General features: G+C 64.9%; 16 protein-coding genes. 12 read left to right on the forward strand and 4 right to left on the reverse strand.

Annotated elements, in window-relative coordinates:
* Positions 1 to 23: 23 nt before the first annotated feature.
* On the reverse strand, positions 24 to 1,082 hold the full coding sequence (locus LPB04_RS07575; RefSeq protein WP_193688103.1) for an aminoglycoside phosphotransferase family protein: 1,059 nt from the start codon (positions 1,080 to 1,082) through the stop codon (positions 24 to 26).
* A gap of 95 nt (positions 1,083 to 1,177) precedes the next feature.
* Here LPB04_RS07575 and LPB04_RS07580 point away from each other — a divergent pair, with 95 nt between their 5' ends.
* The 5 genes from LPB04_RS07580 to LPB04_RS07600 all read left to right on the forward strand — a co-directional run bounded on the left by LPB04_RS07580 (position 1,178) and on the right by LPB04_RS07600 (position 7,230).
* Entirely contained in the window at positions 1,178 to 3,403 is a 2,226-nt protein-coding gene (locus LPB04_RS07580; RefSeq protein WP_193688104.1) for an LPS-assembly protein LptD, read from the forward strand.
* A 104-nt stretch (positions 3,404 to 3,507) separates the two neighbouring features.
* On the forward strand, positions 3,508 to 4,899 hold the full coding sequence (locus tag LPB04_RS07585) for a peptidylprolyl isomerase (protein ID WP_193688105.1): 1,392 nt from the start codon (positions 3,508 to 3,510) through the stop codon (positions 4,897 to 4,899).
* A 4-nt stretch (positions 4,900 to 4,903) separates the two neighbouring features.
* Positions 4,904 to 5,962 carry a 4-hydroxythreonine-4-phosphate dehydrogenase PdxA gene (gene pdxA / locus LPB04_RS07590; protein WP_227496654.1) on the forward strand — a complete coding sequence of 353 codons (1,059 nt, stop codon included), beginning with the start codon at positions 4,904 to 4,906 and terminating at the stop codon, positions 5,960 to 5,962.
* Between the two features lie 17 nt (positions 5,963 to 5,979).
* Complete coding sequence (gene rsmA, locus LPB04_RS07595) at positions 5,980 to 6,756, forward strand: 16S rRNA (adenine(1518)-N(6)/adenine(1519)-N(6))-dimethyltransferase RsmA (protein ID WP_193688106.1); 777 nt, start codon at positions 5,980 to 5,982, stop codon at positions 6,754 to 6,756.
* Positions 6,757 to 7,038: 282 nt separating this feature from the next.
* The gene (locus LPB04_RS07600; protein WP_193688107.1) at positions 7,039 to 7,230 is read left to right on the forward strand and encodes a hypothetical protein; all 192 of its coding nucleotides are present in this window, start codon (positions 7,039 to 7,041) and stop codon (positions 7,228 to 7,230) included.
* Between the two features lie 177 nt (positions 7,231 to 7,407).
* Here the strand turns inward: LPB04_RS07600 and LPB04_RS07605 are convergent, their stop codons facing one another.
* Both LPB04_RS07605 and LPB04_RS07610 read right to left on the reverse strand, forming a co-directional pair.
* On the reverse strand, positions 7,408 to 8,043 hold the full coding sequence (locus LPB04_RS07605) for a hypothetical protein (protein WP_193688108.1): 636 nt from the start codon (positions 8,041 to 8,043) through the stop codon (positions 7,408 to 7,410).
* 21 nt (positions 8,044 to 8,064) lie between these two features.
* Positions 8,065 to 8,667: a hypothetical protein gene (locus LPB04_RS07610; RefSeq protein ID WP_193688109.1), complete on the reverse strand. Its 603-nt coding sequence runs from the start codon at positions 8,665 to 8,667 to the stop codon at positions 8,065 to 8,067.
* A gap of 218 nt (positions 8,668 to 8,885) precedes the next feature.
* Here LPB04_RS07610 and LPB04_RS07615 point away from each other — a divergent pair, with 218 nt between their 5' ends.
* On the forward strand, positions 8,886 to 9,602 hold the full coding sequence (locus LPB04_RS07615) for an HAD family hydrolase (RefSeq protein ID WP_193688110.1): 717 nt from the start codon (positions 8,886 to 8,888) through the stop codon (positions 9,600 to 9,602).
* An 84-nt stretch (positions 9,603 to 9,686) separates the two neighbouring features.
* Entirely contained in the window at positions 9,687 to 10,709 is a 1,023-nt protein-coding gene (gene hrcA / locus LPB04_RS07620; RefSeq protein WP_193688111.1) for a heat-inducible transcriptional repressor HrcA, read from the forward strand.
* 45 nt (positions 10,710 to 10,754) lie between these two features.
* Here hrcA and fur read toward each other — a convergent pair whose 3' ends face one another.
* The gene (fur, locus tag LPB04_RS07625) at positions 10,755 to 11,189 is read right to left on the reverse strand and encodes a ferric iron uptake transcriptional regulator (protein ID WP_193688112.1); all 435 of its coding nucleotides are present in this window, start codon (positions 11,187 to 11,189) and stop codon (positions 10,755 to 10,757) included.
* Between the two features lie 77 nt (positions 11,190 to 11,266).
* Here fur and LPB04_RS07630 point away from each other — a divergent pair, with 77 nt between their 5' ends.
* From LPB04_RS07630 to LPB04_RS07650, 5 genes are read left to right on the forward strand one after another with little or no spacing between them, the layout of a single operon-like run.
* Positions 11,267 to 11,914 carry an outer membrane protein assembly factor BamE gene (locus LPB04_RS07630; protein ID WP_193688113.1) on the forward strand — a complete coding sequence of 216 codons (648 nt, stop codon included), beginning with the start codon at positions 11,267 to 11,269 and terminating at the stop codon, positions 11,912 to 11,914.
* A gap of 7 nt (positions 11,915 to 11,921) precedes the next feature.
* Entirely contained in the window at positions 11,922 to 12,731 is an 810-nt protein-coding gene (gene dapB, locus LPB04_RS07635; protein ID WP_193688114.1) for a 4-hydroxy-tetrahydrodipicolinate reductase, read from the forward strand.
* Positions 12,732 to 12,734: 3 nt separating this feature from the next.
* On the forward strand, positions 12,735 to 13,061 hold the full coding sequence (locus LPB04_RS07640) for a barstar family protein (RefSeq protein ID WP_193688115.1): 327 nt from the start codon (positions 12,735 to 12,737) through the stop codon (positions 13,059 to 13,061).
* Positions 13,062 to 13,076: 15 nt separating this feature from the next.
* A complete protein-coding gene (locus LPB04_RS07645; RefSeq protein WP_227496655.1) occupies positions 13,077 to 13,694 on the forward strand; it encodes a YdcF family protein in 618 nt (205 codons plus the stop codon).
* Positions 13,691 to 14,374, forward strand: a complete 684-nt coding sequence (locus LPB04_RS07650; protein WP_193688116.1) for a transglycosylase domain-containing protein — start codon at positions 13,691 to 13,693, stop codon at positions 14,372 to 14,374. The genes LPB04_RS07645 and LPB04_RS07650 overlap by 4 nt, the downstream gene beginning before the upstream one ends.
* Positions 14,375 to 14,446: the final 72 nt, after the last annotated feature.

The raw sequence follows: 14,446 nt of genomic DNA on the forward strand, positions 1-14,446 counted from the left end.
CCCGGAAAATAAACTGAGTGAGCTCAGAAGGTGTAGCCGACCTGCGGCGCCTTGTCCTCGAACGCGTCGAGCAGACGGATCAGCGGCTTGAGTTCGGTGTAGCGGTTGGCGGTCTTGCGCACGTAGTCCATCACGGTCGGCAAGTCGCCCATGTAGATCGCCTTGCCGTCGCGGTAGTTCAGGCGGCAGAAGATGCCGAGGATTTTCAGGTGGCGCTGCAGGGCCATGAATTCGAAGTCGCGGTAGAAGGCGTCGATGTCCGGATTGACCGGCAGGCCGACCTGCTTGGCGCTTTGCCAGTAGCGCACGACCCAGTCCAGCACGATTTCTTCGTCCCACTGGATGTAGGCATCGCGCAGCAGCGAGCCGAGGTCGTAGGTGACCGGGCCGTAGACGGCGTCCTGGAAGTCGAGCACGCCCGGGTTGCCCTGGTCCAGGAACATCAGGTTACGCGAGTGGAAATCGCGGTGCATGAACACCTGCTGCTGGGCCAGCACGTTGGCGGTAACCGCCTCGAACACTTTATCCAATTGGGCCTGCTGGGCCTCGGTGAGGGTCACGCCCAGGTGGCGGCCCAGGTACCACTCCGGGAACAGGTTCATCTCGCGCAGCACGAAGGCGCGGTCGAACTCGGGCAGCACACCCGGCTGGCTGTGCAACTGGAACTTGATCAGGGCGTCGACCGCGTCCGAATACATGAAGGCGGCGTTGTCGGAATCGAGGCGGGCCAGGTAGGTGGTGGTGCCGAGGTCGGACAGCAGCAGGAAGCCGCGCTCGACGTCGCGCGCGACGATGGCCGGCACCGTGACGCCGGCCTCGGCCAGCAGTCCCTGCACATGGATAAAGGCGGGCACGTTTTCGCGCTCGGGCGGCGCGTCCATCGCGATCAGGGTGTCGCCGAGTTTGCCGCGTAGCGCCGGCGCCACATCGAGGCGGAAATAGCGGCGAAAGCTGGCGTCCGACGAGGCCGGGCGGCGCGAACCGACTTCCACCAGGTCAAGCGAGCTCAGCCATTCGGTAAGGAGCGCGAGGCGCGCGTCCTGCTCGGCGGAAGTGGGGGAGTTTTGATACAAAGAAGACATGGAACGTCCAGCGGAAACCGGTTGAGGGGGACAATTCCCATATAATAAGGGATTCAATCCAAAAAATCGCCCTTTATGGTGCTGCCACAGATTCCATGAGCTGGTTTACGGCCCTACCATTCCCGCGGCGGCGGGCAGTTGCCCTGTCCGCCCTCGTCACCGTGGCCTCGGGGCCCTTGCACGCGCAAGTCGCGCCGCCCGCGCCCCATCCCGACGAACAAGACCTTCCCGTTACCGTTCAGGCCGAGGAAATCGGCGGCCGTCCGGACCGCGAAATCAACCTCAATCGCAACGTCGAGATCACGCGCGGCCAGACCAGACTGACGGCCGACACTGCCTGCTATCGGCTGGTCGAGGACGAAGTCACGGCCGAAGGTAAAGTCAACATGTGGCGTTTCGGCGACCGCTACCAGGGCGACGCCCTGCAGCTGAATATGTCGACCGGGCGCGGCTGGGTGCTCCATCCCCAGTACAAGCTGCAGGTGAACAATGCGCAAGGTCACGCCGACCGCATCGACTTGCTGGGCGAAGACCAGGCCCTGGTCGCGGACGGCACCTACAGCACCTGCGAAGGACCCGATCCGGACTGGTACCTGAAGGCGAGCACGCTGCGCCTCGATTCGGGGCGCGACGTCGGCACCGCGGGCAAGACCATCATCTATTTCAAGGACGTGCCGATCCTGGGCACGCCGGCGATGTCGTTCTCGCTCTCGGGCGCGCGCCGTTCGGGCTGGTTGCCGCCTTCGGTCGGCTTCGGCTCGAAGGGCAAGTTCGAGTTCATGGTGCCGTATTACTTCAATATCGCGCCGAACCGCGATTTGACGGTGTTCCCGCGCGTCATGTCCGACCGCGGCCTGCAGCTGGGCGCCACCGCCCGCTACCTCGGCCAGACGGAGCGCGGGCCGTACGCCGGCGAGACCCATGTCGAAGGCCTGCTCAACGACCGGATCACGAAGACCAACCGCTGGCTGGTCAACTCGACCCATAACCAGACGCTGGCGCCGGGCTGGACCTACGGCTGGAACCTGCACGGTGCGTCGGACGACGAATACCCGAGCGATTTCTCGCGCAACGTCGCGGCCAGCGCCGAACGCCAGCTGGTGCGCGAGCTGTACACCGGCTACGGCACCCAGTACTGGAGCCTGACCGCACGCGCCCAGAACGTACAAGTGCTGCAGGAGCCGGCGGCGGTGGCCAATCCGGCGCTGGCGATCCCGCGTCCGTATGACCGCCTGCCGCAGATTAATTTTCACACCGGCCGTTACGATGTGAAAGGTTTCGACTGGGCGATCGACGCCGAAGCGACGCGCTTTTCGCATCCCACCTTCGACACCGGCAACCGCCTGCTGGCGGTGTCCCAGGTCAGCTATCCGTTTATCCGCCCGGGCTACTACATCACGCCGAAGGTGATGCTGCACGCGACCAAGTACAGCATGGAAACCAATACCCGGGGCGCGACCAGCCTGTCGCGCGCGCTGCCGATCTTCTCGGTCGACAGCGGCATGGTGTTCGAGCGCGATGCCAAGCTGTTCGGCAGCGCCGTGACCCAGACCCTGGAGCCGCGCCTGTTCTATGTGCGCACCCCGTACAAGAACCAGGACGAGTTCCCGATCTTCGACACCAACGAGGCCGGCTTCAGCTACGCCCAGCTGTTCAGCGAGAACCGCTTTGTCGGCGGCGACCGCGTTTCGGATGCGAACCAGCTCACGGCCGCCGTGGTGTCGCGCTTCATCGAGGCCGACGGCGCCGAGCGCCTGCGCATGGCGGTGGGCCAGCGGTTTTACTTTACCGAGCCGCGCGTGCAGATGCCGGGCCGCACCCAGGACCGGCAAGGCCGCTCCGACCTGCTGCTGGCGGCGTCGGGCCGCATTGTCAATAACTGGAACTTCGACAGCAGCGTACAATACGATGCGACCAGCACCAGCCTGTATAGCCAGAACCATGGCGTGCGCTGGACGCCGGGTCCGATGAAGGTGCTCAATGCCGAATACCGCTACGTGCGCGACAGCTTCCGCAATGCCGACGTGTCGGCCCAGTGGCCGCTCTCGAAGCGCTGGTATGGCGTCGGCCGCGTCAGCTATTCGCTGCGCGACCGCAAGGTGATCGAGAGCCTGGTCGGACTCGAGTACAAGGCCGATTGCTGGATCTTCCGCATGGGCGCGCAGCGCTTCGTGACGGCAGCCCAGGCGACCTCGACGCCGATTTTCTTCCAGCTCGAGCTCAGCGGCCTGTCGCGACTCGGTTTTGGTACCCCGCTCGAGTCGTTTACGAGGAGTATTCCCGGCTATACGCGGCTGAACAGCAACGTCGGCCGACCATAATAGGGTATCCCAATGAGGTATCCTTCTTGGTGGCGCCCCCGCAGGCGCGCCTCCAAGATCCGAACCACGGATGATTTTTGACCTGAATGAGTGCTTCCCAGACTATGCGTACTACCCGTTTGCATCACCTTAAGCTCGCAGCAACGCTGCTGTGCGCGCTCACGGCCAACGCCGCCCTGGCACAGGGTGCCAAGCCCGCGCCTGCAGCGGCGCAAACCACTGCCCCCGGCAGCGGTTTCCTGCCGCCCGCATCGAGCAGCGCCAATGTCATCGATTCGATCCGGGTCGTCGTCAACGACGAGGTCATCACCCGCAACGAAGTGCGCGACCGCGTCGGCCAGATCGTGCAGCGCCTGCGTTCCCAGAATGCCCAGCTCCCGCCGCAGGCCGACCTCGAGCGCCAGGTGATCGAAGCGATGGTCGTCGAGCGCGCCCAGCTGCAGCTGGCCAAGGAGATGGGCGTGCGCGTCGACGACCGCACGCTCGACGCCGCGATCGGCCGCATCGCCGAAGGCCAGAAGATGACAGTGCAGCAGATGCGCAACCAGATGGAAAAGGAAGGCCTGACCTTCGCTGCCTTCCGCGAAGAAATCCGCGGCGAGATCATGCTGCAGCGCCTGCGCGAGCACGAAGTCGACAGCAAGATCCAGGTCTCCGATGCCGAGGTCGACACCTACCTCGCCGCCGAAAAAGCCGCCGCCGCCGACCGTGTCGAAATGGACATCGCCCAGATCCTGGTCGGCATCCCGGCCAACGCCACGCCCGAGCAGATCGCCGCCCGCCGCGCCCGCGCCGACGAAGTCATGCGCCAGCTGCGTACCGGTGCCGACTTCGCCAAGATGGCCGCCACCTATTCGGACGCGCCGGACGCATTGAAGGGCGGCGCCATCGGCTGGCGCGACCCGGACCGCCTGCCGGAACTGATTTCCGAGCCGCTGCGCAAGCTGAGCCCGGGCCAGGTCACGCCTGTCATCAAGAGCAATACCGGTTTCCACATCATCAAGCTGATCGACAAGCGCAACCAGCAAACGGCGCCGGAACAGGCCGCCGTGGTCCAGCAGACCCGCGCGCGCCATATCCTGATCAAGGCCACGCCGGCCATGCCGGCCGCGCAGGTGAAAGCCAAGCTGGCCGAGCTGCGCGCCAAAATCGTCAACAAGAGCGCCACCTTCGAGGACCTGGCGCGCCAGAACGGCCAGGACGGTTCGGCCGCCAAGGGCGGCGACCTGGGCTGGCTGCAGCCGGGCGACGTGGTACCGGAATTCGAGACCGCGATGAATGCGCTGAAGCCGGGCGAACTGTCCGACGTGGTCGAGACGCCGTTCGGCTTCCACCTGATCGAGGTCCTCGAGCGCAAGAGCGAAGACCAGGGCAAGGAACGCGAGCGCCTGCGCGCACGCCAGGTGATCCGCGAGCGCAAACTCGGTGAAGCCGCCGAGGACTGGGCGCGCGAAGTGCGCGACCGTGCCTACGTCGAGTACCGCGAAGAGGCATAAGGCCGTGGGTAACACCGTGGCCGCGCCGCAGGCAGTGCGCCCGACCCTGGCAATCACCGTCGGCGAGCCGGCCGGCATCGGGCCCGAGATCGCGATCCGGGCCGCCTGGGCGCTACGCGACCAGGCCAATTGCGTGCTGGTGGGCGATGCCGCCTTCCTCGCGCTCACCGCCAGCCTGATCGACCCGGCCATTCGCCTCGCCGCGCTGTCGACCCAGGCCTTGCGCAACGGCGGCCTGCCGCATTTCGGCCGTGATCGCATCGCCGTGGTCGACGTACCGCTGGCGGCCCATGTCGTGCCGGGCGTGCTGGACGCGGAAAACGGCCGCGCCGTGCTCGCCACGCTGGACCTCGCGCTCGAGGGAATACAAGCCGGCTGGTTCGAGGCCATCGTCACCGCGCCGCTACAGAAAAGCACCATCAACCAGGCCGGCGTCGCCTTTTCCGGGCATACCGAATACCTGGCCGAAAAAACGAACACGCCGCAGGTCGTCATGATGCTGGCCGGGCAGCCGGCCGGCAGTGAACCCTATCTGCGCGTGGCGCTGGCCACTACCCACCTGCCGCTGCGTGCCGTGGCGGACGCGATCACGCAGGACGGCCTGGGCCGCGTCCTCGACATCCTGCACGCCGACCTGCGCGCCAAATTCGGCATCGCTTCCCCCCGCATCCTGGTCACCGGCCTGAATCCCCACGCCGGAGAAAACGGCTACCTGGGGCGCGAGGAAATCGAGGTCATCGAACCCGCGCTGGCGCAGGCGCAGGCGCGGGGCATCGATGCGCGCGGACCGTATCCGGCCGATACCCTGTTCCAGCCGAAATACCTGAGCGAGGCCGACTGCGTGCTCGCCATGTACCACGACCAGGGTTTACCCGTGCTCAAGCACGCCACCTTCGGGCGCGGCATCAACGTCACGCTCGGCCTGCCCCTGATCCGCACCTCGGTCGACCACGGCACCGCGCTCGACCTGGCCGCCCAGGGCCTGGGCCTGGCCGACTGCGGCAGCATGGAAGAGGCGATCCGCGCCGCCATGGCGATGGTAATCGCAAGCCGCGCACATTAAATCAAACGAAAGCACGAATGAAACACGTAGCACGCAAGCGCTTCGGCCAGAATTTTTTGACCGACAAGCTGGTCCTGAACAGCATCATCGAAGCCATCGATCCGCGCCGCGGCGAGGCGATGGTCGAGATCGGGCCGGGCCTGGCGGCGATGACGGCGCTGCTGATCAAGCAACTCGACCACATGCATGTGGTCGAGCTCGACCGCGACCTGGTGGCGCGCCTGGAAAAGGCGTTTCCGCCCGAGAAGCTGACCATCCACTCGGGCGACGCCCTGAAATTCGATTACGCGTCCATTCCCGTGCCGGAAGGGCAGAAGCTGCGCATCGTCGGCAACCTGCCATACAACATCTCGAGCCCGCTGCTGTTCCACCTGGCCGAGTTCGCGCACCTGGTCGAGGACCAGCATTTCATGCTGCAAAAGGAAGTGGTCGAGCGCATGGTGGCCGAGCCCGGCACCAAGGCGTATGGCCGGCTGTCGGTGATGCTGCAGTGGAGATATGACATGTCGCTGCTGTTCATCGTCCCGCCGACCGCCTTCGATCCGCCGCCGCAGGTCGAGTCGGCCATCGTGCGCATGGTGCCGACCCGTCGCAAGCTCGCCGTCGACGGCCCGACTCTGGAGGCGGTGGTGCAGAAGGCCTTCTCGCAGCGTCGCAAGGTGATTCGCAACTGCGTGGCCGGCATGTTCACCGAAGCGCAACTGGTGGAAGCCGGGATCGATCCGGGCGTGCGGCCGGAAAACGTCAGCCTGGAGCAGTACGTGGCGCTGGCGAATATCTTAAAGCCGGTGTAGGGTGGGCATGCCCACGCGGTGATACGTGGCGGCAAGATCGCCGAGCACGATAACGGAGCCCGCTCGTATCACCGCGTGGGCTCGAGAGCCCACCCTACGGTGCACCGCCGTCTCGACCTCATCCTTCTGCACCGCACAATCGGCTTTTTGCGCGCTTCATCGCGCGCTTTCCGCGTTTCGTCGCACGCCGATGGAAGCGCAAAGGGCCGCTTGCTAATCTACTCCCATCGAAAGCCCGAACGCAGACGCAAACGGGCCACCAACCACCGAAGGGAGCCTGAAATGAACGTCCTCAAACACATGGAATCGCTGTTCCTGGTCGCCGCACTCGCCGTCGTCGGCACCACCTACGCCAGCGCCCAAAGCTACAAGGCGCAAGTGCGCGCCGACTCGATGGTCTCGGTCGGCAGCGAGAAAGTGGCCGTCGTCAAGGTCAGCGGCAAGCGCCTGCCGGCTGCCACCAAGTTCGGCTGAGCCGGCCCCACGAAAACGCGGGCAAAAAAAAGCCCGCCGTTGCGGGCGGGCTAAATCCAATTCTTTTCTGAGGAGAGTTGGAGGAGACAGGTGCAATTATGCTGCACCACAACATATACGTCTAATTTTCTTTCAGAATGATCGACATAGGTGTTGTGAATGTCTCCTTCAGCTTGCTCAGCTCGGGTTGTTGACGCAATTGACCGTAATCGTGTCGACTGCGTTGTCACCCATGGTGCCGGCGCCGTTGGTGACGGTGCAGGTCTGGGTAGCAGGCTGCTTGTACACGGTGACGCCATAGGTCTGGCCAAAGGTCACGACGGCTGGGAACACGAACTTCGTCGGATACGTTCCGTCGGTACCCTTGGCTATCGTCACCGAACCGCCGGTGCTGCCGTTAATCAATTGCAAGCCATCGCTCGCCAGGCCGGTGATCGTTCCGCCGATCGTATTCGCCACCAGCGAGCAGCTGATCACGGCGTTGATCGTCGTCAGGCGACCGGCCGTATCGGCAGTGCCGCCGGCCGGCGTGCAGGTCTGGTGCGCGGGGTTCGTTTTCACGGTGACGCTGTACGCTTTGCCGTAGTCGACCTCGCCCGGGAAGCTGTAGTTGACGTTCTTGACGTTATTGCCGGCATCCAGGCCCGCCGGCTTGACCGCCAGGTCGTTCGTCAGGTTGTTCTGAAGGACGAGACCGTCGTACTGCAGGCCGATGACCGTTCCATCTATCGTATAGCTCGAGGTGCCGCCGCCGCAGGCCGCAAGGCCGGCTGCCAGTGTCAGCGCGCACAGCGCCAGGATCGATTTCTTCAAAATACTCTCCACAGGATGTGATTAAGGCGCGGTGCAGGTGACGTCGACGGTCGCGCCGGCGGTGGTCATCGTGCCGGAGCCGTTCGCGATGGTGCAGGTCTGGCCTTCCGATTTCAGCACGGCCAGGCCGTACACGGCGTCTTCGGCAATCTCCGTCATCTGGACGGTCGCATCGGTCGGCGCAACCACCTTGCGGTCCGCGCCATTGACGAGTTCCAGGGTGCCCGGGTGCGGGCCGGTGATGCGGGCCGTCAGCGGATAGGTCTGCAGGGTGCAGACGATGCGCACGGTCGAGACGTTGAAGACCGCCTTGCCGGTACCGGTCCCCTGGACCACCTTGCAGCCATCGGTGCCGCCCGGCGTCGACGGCTTCGTATTCGGGGGCGAGGCGACGACCTTCACGTTGTACGTGGAATCGGTTTCGACCAGATCCTTGAACACGAAACTGGTCGCGCCGGCAGGAACTTCCAGGCGCGGACCGTCGTTGTTCGTCAGAACCAGACCCGCCTTGGTGTTGCCAACGACGCTGCCGCCGACATACAGATTGCCGCTGCTGCCACCGCAGGCGGACAGGCTCAGCGCGCAGGCCAGCGCAAGGCCGGCACGCAGGGGGGAACGAATCATAATTTCTCCAAAAAAGGGGAGGGACAAGGCGCGCAACCCGAGGCACCCAGTCGCATGGCAGAAGTTTGCCCATCATTTTAGTGCATTTGACAAGCCTCGGGCTCATTCGGCTTCGTATCAAGCTGTAACAGCACGCTGCAAGGGTGGGCGCACCGGCGGCGCGTTTGCATTTCGCCGCTGGCCTCGCTATGCTGGGCCTCCATACACGACCGCCGCCGATGAAGCCTTCCTACCGCCGCCCCTGGCCCAAAGCCATCCTGTTCGACCTCGACGATACGCTGTGGCCGATCGCCCCCGTCATCGTGCAGGCCGAGCAGACCCTGTTCGCGTGGCTGGCCAGCAACGCGCCGCGCGTGGCCGAACGGTTTACCATCGATAGCCTGCGCCAGGCCCGGCTCGAGCTGCTGGCGCGCCGCCCCGAATTCCAGCTCGACCTGGGCGCGCTGCGGCGCGCCGGCCTGATTGCCGCCTTCGAACAGGCCGGCGAGGATGCCGACAAGGTCGAGCTGGCGATGACCGAATTCTTCGCTGCCCGCAACGCCGTGATTCCCTACGACGACGTGCTGCCCGGCCTGCTGCGCCTGAAGGGGCGCGTCCTGATCGGGTCGGTCACGAACGGCAATGCCGACCTGCAGACGATCGGCTTGAGCCACCATTTCCACGCCTCGGTCTCGGCGCCCGGTTTCGGCCGCGCCAAGCCCGATGCGGCGATCTTCCATGCCGCCTGCGAAGCGCTCGGGGTGGCGCCGCAGGACGCCGTGCACGTCGGCGACGATTTGTTACTCGACGTGCAGGGCGCGCAGCGCGCCGGGCTGCGCGCGGTCTGGATGAACCGCACCGCCAGCCGCAGGCACCTGGAAGAGGGCGTGCAGCCCGATGCCATCGTGTCGAACATGGATGGCCTCATCGACTGGCTGAAACGCGAGCACAGTTAGCGCCAGGCGGCGCGCTGAGTTCCCACACCGCAGGCTGCAAGGTGCATAATAGCCGTGCAACCATTCTGCGCGCCACCACTCCCCATGCAACTTGAACCCCGAGCCCAAACCCTGCTGAAAGCCCTCGTCGAGCGCTACATTGCCGACGGCCAGCCGGTCGGGTCGCGTGCGCTCTCGAAAATTTCCGGCCTCGACCTGTCGCCGGCCACGATCCGCAACATCATGGCCGACCTCGAGGAGATGGGCTATGTCGCCAGCCCCCACACCTCGGCCGGCCGGGTGCCGACGCCGCGCGGCTACCGCCTGTTCGTCGACACCCTGCTGACGGTGCAGCACCTGGACGGCCAGCACGGCGTCGACGCCGAGCGCATGCGCTTGTCCGTCCAGCAGCCGCAAAAGATCATCGCCAACGCGGCGCAGATGCTGTCCTCGCTGACGCAGTTCGCCGGCGTCGTCCAGAGTCCGCGCCGCGAGTCGGTGTTCCAGCAGATCGAATTTTTGCGCCTGTCCGAAAAGCGCATCCTGCTCGTGATCGTCGATCCGCGCGGCGACGTCCAGAACCGCCTGCTGCTCACCGAAGTCGACTACACGCCGGCGCAGCTGATCCAGTCGGCCAATTACCTGAACCAGAACTTCGCCGGCCTCACCTTCGACGAAGTACGCCTGCGCCTGACGGGCGAATTGCGCCGGCTGCAGGAAGACATCGGCGGCCTGATGCAGACGGCAGTGGAGGCGGGCAGCGAGGCGATGGCCGAGGGCAGCGAAGAGATGGTGATCTCGGGCGAGCGCAATTTGCTGTCGGTCTCCGACCTCTCTTCGAACATGAGCTCCCTGCGCCAGATGTTCGAGATGTTCGAGCAAAAGACCGGCCTGATGCAATTGCTCGACATGTCGAGCAAGGCGGGCGGCGTGCAGATTTTTATCGGCGGCGAATCGAAGCTGGTGCCGATGGACGAGATGAGCGTGGTCACCGCGCCGTATGAGGTGAACGGCAAGATCGTCGGCACGCTCGGCGTCATCGGCCCGACGCGGATGGCGTATGAACGCGTGATTCCGATTGTCGACATCACGGCGAAACTGCTGTCGAATGCCTTGAGCAGCTCATGAAAAACGGCGCCATCGGCGCCGTTGTTCATTGCGGTTCGGCCGCGCTCAGCTGCCGCCGCGGTGCGGGCAGGCCGGCTTGATGCAATTGCCGTAGATCGCCAGCGCGTGCTCGGCGATTTTGAAACCGCGCTCGCTGGCGATCTTGTTCTGGCGCGATTCGATTTCTTCGTCGAAGAATTCCTCCACATGGCCGCAATCGAGGCAGACCAGGTGGTCGTGGTGCGAACCGGCATTCAGTTCGTAGATCGCCTTGCCGGTTTCGAAGTGGTTGCGGTTCAGCAGGCCGGCCTGCTCGAACTGGGTCAGCACGCGGTAGACGGTTGCCAAGCCCACGTCCATGTTCTCGGCCAGCAGGATTTTATAGACGTCTTCCGCCGTCAGGTGCCGCACTTCACTGTTCTGGAAAATTTCCAGGATTTTCAGGCGCGGCAAAGTGGCCTTCAGGCCGCTCGCCTTCAGGTCGGTGGGACTGTTACTCATGTTTGTTACTCGTAGATAGGCGGAGTGCTTTATGATATAGCGTTTTGGAAGCTCCCGCTTACGTTTTGAGGTTACTTATGCGCGTCTTTGATGCCGTTGTTTATCGTGTAGTGCATCGTTCCCATGCCCGGGCTGCGCTTGCCGCCGGCCTTGCCTGTACGCTGGTCCTGTCCGGCTGCGCCTCGTGGCGCAACCAGACCAAGCCGGCCGCGCCGGTGAACACCTCCCCGGCTGCCATGGCCTCCGATGCCGGCAAATCGGCTTCGCTGGCGAATGCCGGTGCGCAAACGACCGAAGGCACGCGGCTGCAGAAATTCCTGTGGATCTTCTCGCCTTACCGCCCGGACATCCAGCAAGGCAACTTCGTCTCGCAGGAAATGCTGGACCAGCTGAAAGTGGGCCAGACCCGCGAGCAGGTGCGCTTCCTGCTCGGCACGCCCCTGTTGATGGACATGTTCCATGCCGACCGCTGGGACTATCCGTTTTATCTCGCACGCGGCAACGGCGAGCTGACCACCAGCCGCGTCACCGTGTATTTCAAGGGTGACGTGGTCGAACGTTTCGAGGGCGGCAACCTGCCGACCGAGCGCGAATACATCGACCGCATCGCCGGCCCGGCCAAGAACGTCGTCAAGGAAGCGAAAAAAGCGGAAAATGCCGCCGCCTCCCGTCCGGTCGCGCCAGCAACGAACGCCACGCCCGCCACTTCCACGACCACACCGTAAGACAGCCATGACGCAACTGAAAATCGCGGTCGCCGGCGCCAGTGGGCGCATGGGCCGCATGCTGATCGAGGCGATCGCCGCCGCTCCCGACACCGTCCTCGCCGGCGCCCTCGACGTCGCGGGTTCTCCCTTCATCGGCCATGACGCCGGCGCCTTCTCGGGCCAGCTGACCGGCGTCGTGATCGAGTCCGACCTGGCGCGCGCGCTGGCCGATGCGGACTGCCTGATCGATTTCACGCGTCCCGAAGGCACGCTCGGGCACCTGGCCTTCTGCGCCGCGAACAATGTAAAAATCGTGATCGGCACCACCGGCTTCGACGAGGCCGGGAAGGCCGCGATCGCCGCCGCCGCCGAAAAAATCGCCGTCGTCTTCGCGCCGAACATGAGCGTGGGCGTGAACGTGACCCTGAAACTGCTGGAGCTGGCCGCCAAAAGTTTTAACGAAGGCTACGACATCGAGATCATCGAGGCGCACCACCGCCACAAGGTCGACGCGCCGTCCGGCACCGCCCTGAAAATGGGAGAAGTGATCGCCGATGCCCTCGGGCGTGACCTGAAGGAATGCGCGGTGTACGGGCGCGAAGGCGTGACCGGCGAGCGCGATCCGTCGACGATCGGCTTTGCCACCGTGCGCGGCGGCGACATCGTCGGCGACCATACGGTGTTGTTCGCGGGCACCGGCGAGCGCATCGAGATCACCCATAAATCGAGCAGCCGCGTGACCTATGCCCATGGCGCCCTGCGCGGCGCGCGCTTCATCGCCGACAAGGCGAACGGGCTGTACGACATGCAGGACGTCTTGTCCCTGAAAGGGTAAGCCATGGCAGTGGCAGAACTGAACGGCGCCGCAATCGTCAACGAAGCGACTTTCCTGGCCGAGAGCCGGCGCGCGTTCGGCTTTCATACGGCGACCGGCGACACCATCGACACCTGGGTCGATTGCCTGAGCTACCTGCGCGACGACGAGAACATGACCAAGTTCCGCCTGCAGCCGGACGAGGTGCTCGAAATCGTCATCACCGACAGCGGCGCCCTGCGTTCCCGCCTGCCGGACCTGATCGACGAGATCGTGTTCTGCGTCGGCGGCATCAACGATCGCTACGAGGACTACGGCGAGAAGCCGGCGCTCGAACTGGTACTTCGTTAAGCGGTCCGCCCCGGCGTGGCGTCTCCTTCCGACCTGACCGCGGCCGACCTGCAGTCGATCGCCCGCTACGTCATGCCGATCCTGCCGCTGCGGCCGGCGAAGCTCGGCTTCCTGTTCGGCACGCGCCACGGCGTCGAGGCCTTCTGCCGCGAGACCTACCTACTCTGGCAGCGCGGGATGTTCGAGCGGCTGCTGGTCTCGGGCGGCGCCACGGCGGGACAGGAAACGCCGGAAGCGCTGGTCATCGGCGCACGGCTGGTCGAACTGGGCATGCCGGCCTCGATCCTGATCCTCGAATGCGCAGCGACCAACACCGGCGAGAACGTGATCCTCGGCCGGCGCAAGGCCGCTGAAACGATCGACCTGGCACGGGTCGACAGCCTGCTCGTGATCGGCAAGGTGTGCGCGATGCGGCGCTACCTGATGACGCTGGCGCGCCACTGGCCGGGCGTATCCGTCTCCGCCTGCGCCATCAATTATTTTGGCCTGCCGGCCGAACGCTGGCACGAGCACGCCGAATTCCGCGCCCGCGTGCTGGCCGAATTCCACAAGATCCCGGCTTACCTCGAGCAGGATTTTTTGCGCGAACTGGACGGGCATCCGCCTTACCCCGTGCTGAGCGCCGGCGCATGAGGCGCCTCGCCAGGGCGCTGCTGGCGCTCGCCGCACTGCTGCTGGTCTACCTTGCCATCGTCGCCTGGTGGGCGGCGGCCTCGGTCGACACGCTGCTGGCGCATCAATCCGCCGACACGGCGCCGCAACTGTCGCAAAGCCAGCTCGCCATCCTGCTGCGGATCGAGGACCCGACCTTCTTTTCCCACCGCGGCCTGAGCCTGGCCGACGGCCAGGGCGTGGCGACCATCTCGTCCGCCGTCGCACGCGACCTGTTTTTATATGGCCCACCGCTCGACGGTCCGAAAGGCGTGCTGCAACGCGTCTACCGCGCCGTGTTCGACTGTTGCCGCAAGGTCGACCTCGGCCGCGACACGATGGCGCTGGTGCTCGACGCCAGCGCCTCCAAAGCGCGCCAGCTCGACCTGTATGCCGGCGGCGTCTACATGGGGCGGCATGAGGGGCGCCAGCTGCGCGGCCTGGAGCAGGGCGCGCAAGCGTATATCGGCAAGCCGCTGGCCGCGCTCGACGACGACGAGATGGCGCGCCTGGTTGCCCTGATCAAGGCGCCGAACGAACTCCATCCGCTGCGCAACCGCCAGGCCTACGAACGCCGCCTGGCGCGGGTAAAAGCAGTGCTGGCAGGGCGCTGCAAGCCGGACGGCTGGCTCGACACCAACTACGCGCATTGCGCCCCCTGAGCGGCGCCATTGCGGCATCCAAGCAACAGCTATATATTTCTTTGTAGAAATAATAATTGGCCTGTGAGAAAC

Origin of the sequence: Massilia litorea (assembly GCF_015101885.1) — a bacterium.
GTDB classification, from domain to species: domain Bacteria; phylum Pseudomonadota; class Gammaproteobacteria; order Burkholderiales; family Burkholderiaceae_D; genus Telluria; species Telluria litorea.

Excerpts from the sequence above, each read along its gene's own strand:
- LPB04_RS07650 (WP_193688116.1), top strand. The coding sequence starts at position 13,691 with ATGAGGCGCCTCGCCAGGGCGCTGCTGGCGCTCGCCGCACTGCTGCTG.
- fur (WP_193688112.1), bottom strand. The coding sequence starts at position 11,189 with ATGAGTAACAGTCCCACCGACCTGAAGGCGAGCGGCCTGAAGGCCACT.
- LPB04_RS07610 (WP_193688109.1), bottom strand. The coding sequence starts at position 8,667 with ATGATTCGTTCCCCCCTGCGTGCCGGCCTTGCGCTGGCCTGCGCGCTG.
- LPB04_RS07600 (WP_193688107.1), top strand. The coding sequence starts at position 7,039 with ATGAACGTCCTCAAACACATGGAATCGCTGTTCCTGGTCGCCGCACTC.
- LPB04_RS07615 (WP_193688110.1), top strand. The coding sequence starts at position 8,886 with ATGAAGCCTTCCTACCGCCGCCCCTGGCCCAAAGCCATCCTGTTCGAC.
- hrcA (WP_193688111.1), top strand. The coding sequence starts at position 9,687 with ATGCAACTTGAACCCCGAGCCCAAACCCTGCTGAAAGCCCTCGTCGAG.
- LPB04_RS07630 (WP_193688113.1), top strand. The coding sequence starts at position 11,267 with ATGCGCGTCTTTGATGCCGTTGTTTATCGTGTAGTGCATCGTTCCCAT.
- dapB (WP_193688114.1), top strand. The coding sequence starts at position 11,922 with ATGACGCAACTGAAAATCGCGGTCGCCGGCGCCAGTGGGCGCATGGGC.
- LPB04_RS07580 (WP_193688104.1), top strand. The coding sequence starts at position 1,178 with ATGAGCTGGTTTACGGCCCTACCATTCCCGCGGCGGCGGGCAGTTGCC.
- LPB04_RS07640 (WP_193688115.1), top strand. The coding sequence starts at position 12,735 with ATGGCAGTGGCAGAACTGAACGGCGCCGCAATCGTCAACGAAGCGACT.
- rsmA (WP_193688106.1), top strand. The coding sequence starts at position 5,980 with ATGAAACACGTAGCACGCAAGCGCTTCGGCCAGAATTTTTTGACCGAC.
- LPB04_RS07585 (WP_193688105.1), top strand. The coding sequence starts at position 3,508 with ATGCGTACTACCCGTTTGCATCACCTTAAGCTCGCAGCAACGCTGCTG.
- LPB04_RS07575 (WP_193688103.1), bottom strand. The coding sequence starts at position 1,082 with ATGTCTTCTTTGTATCAAAACTCCCCCACTTCCGCCGAGCAGGACGCG.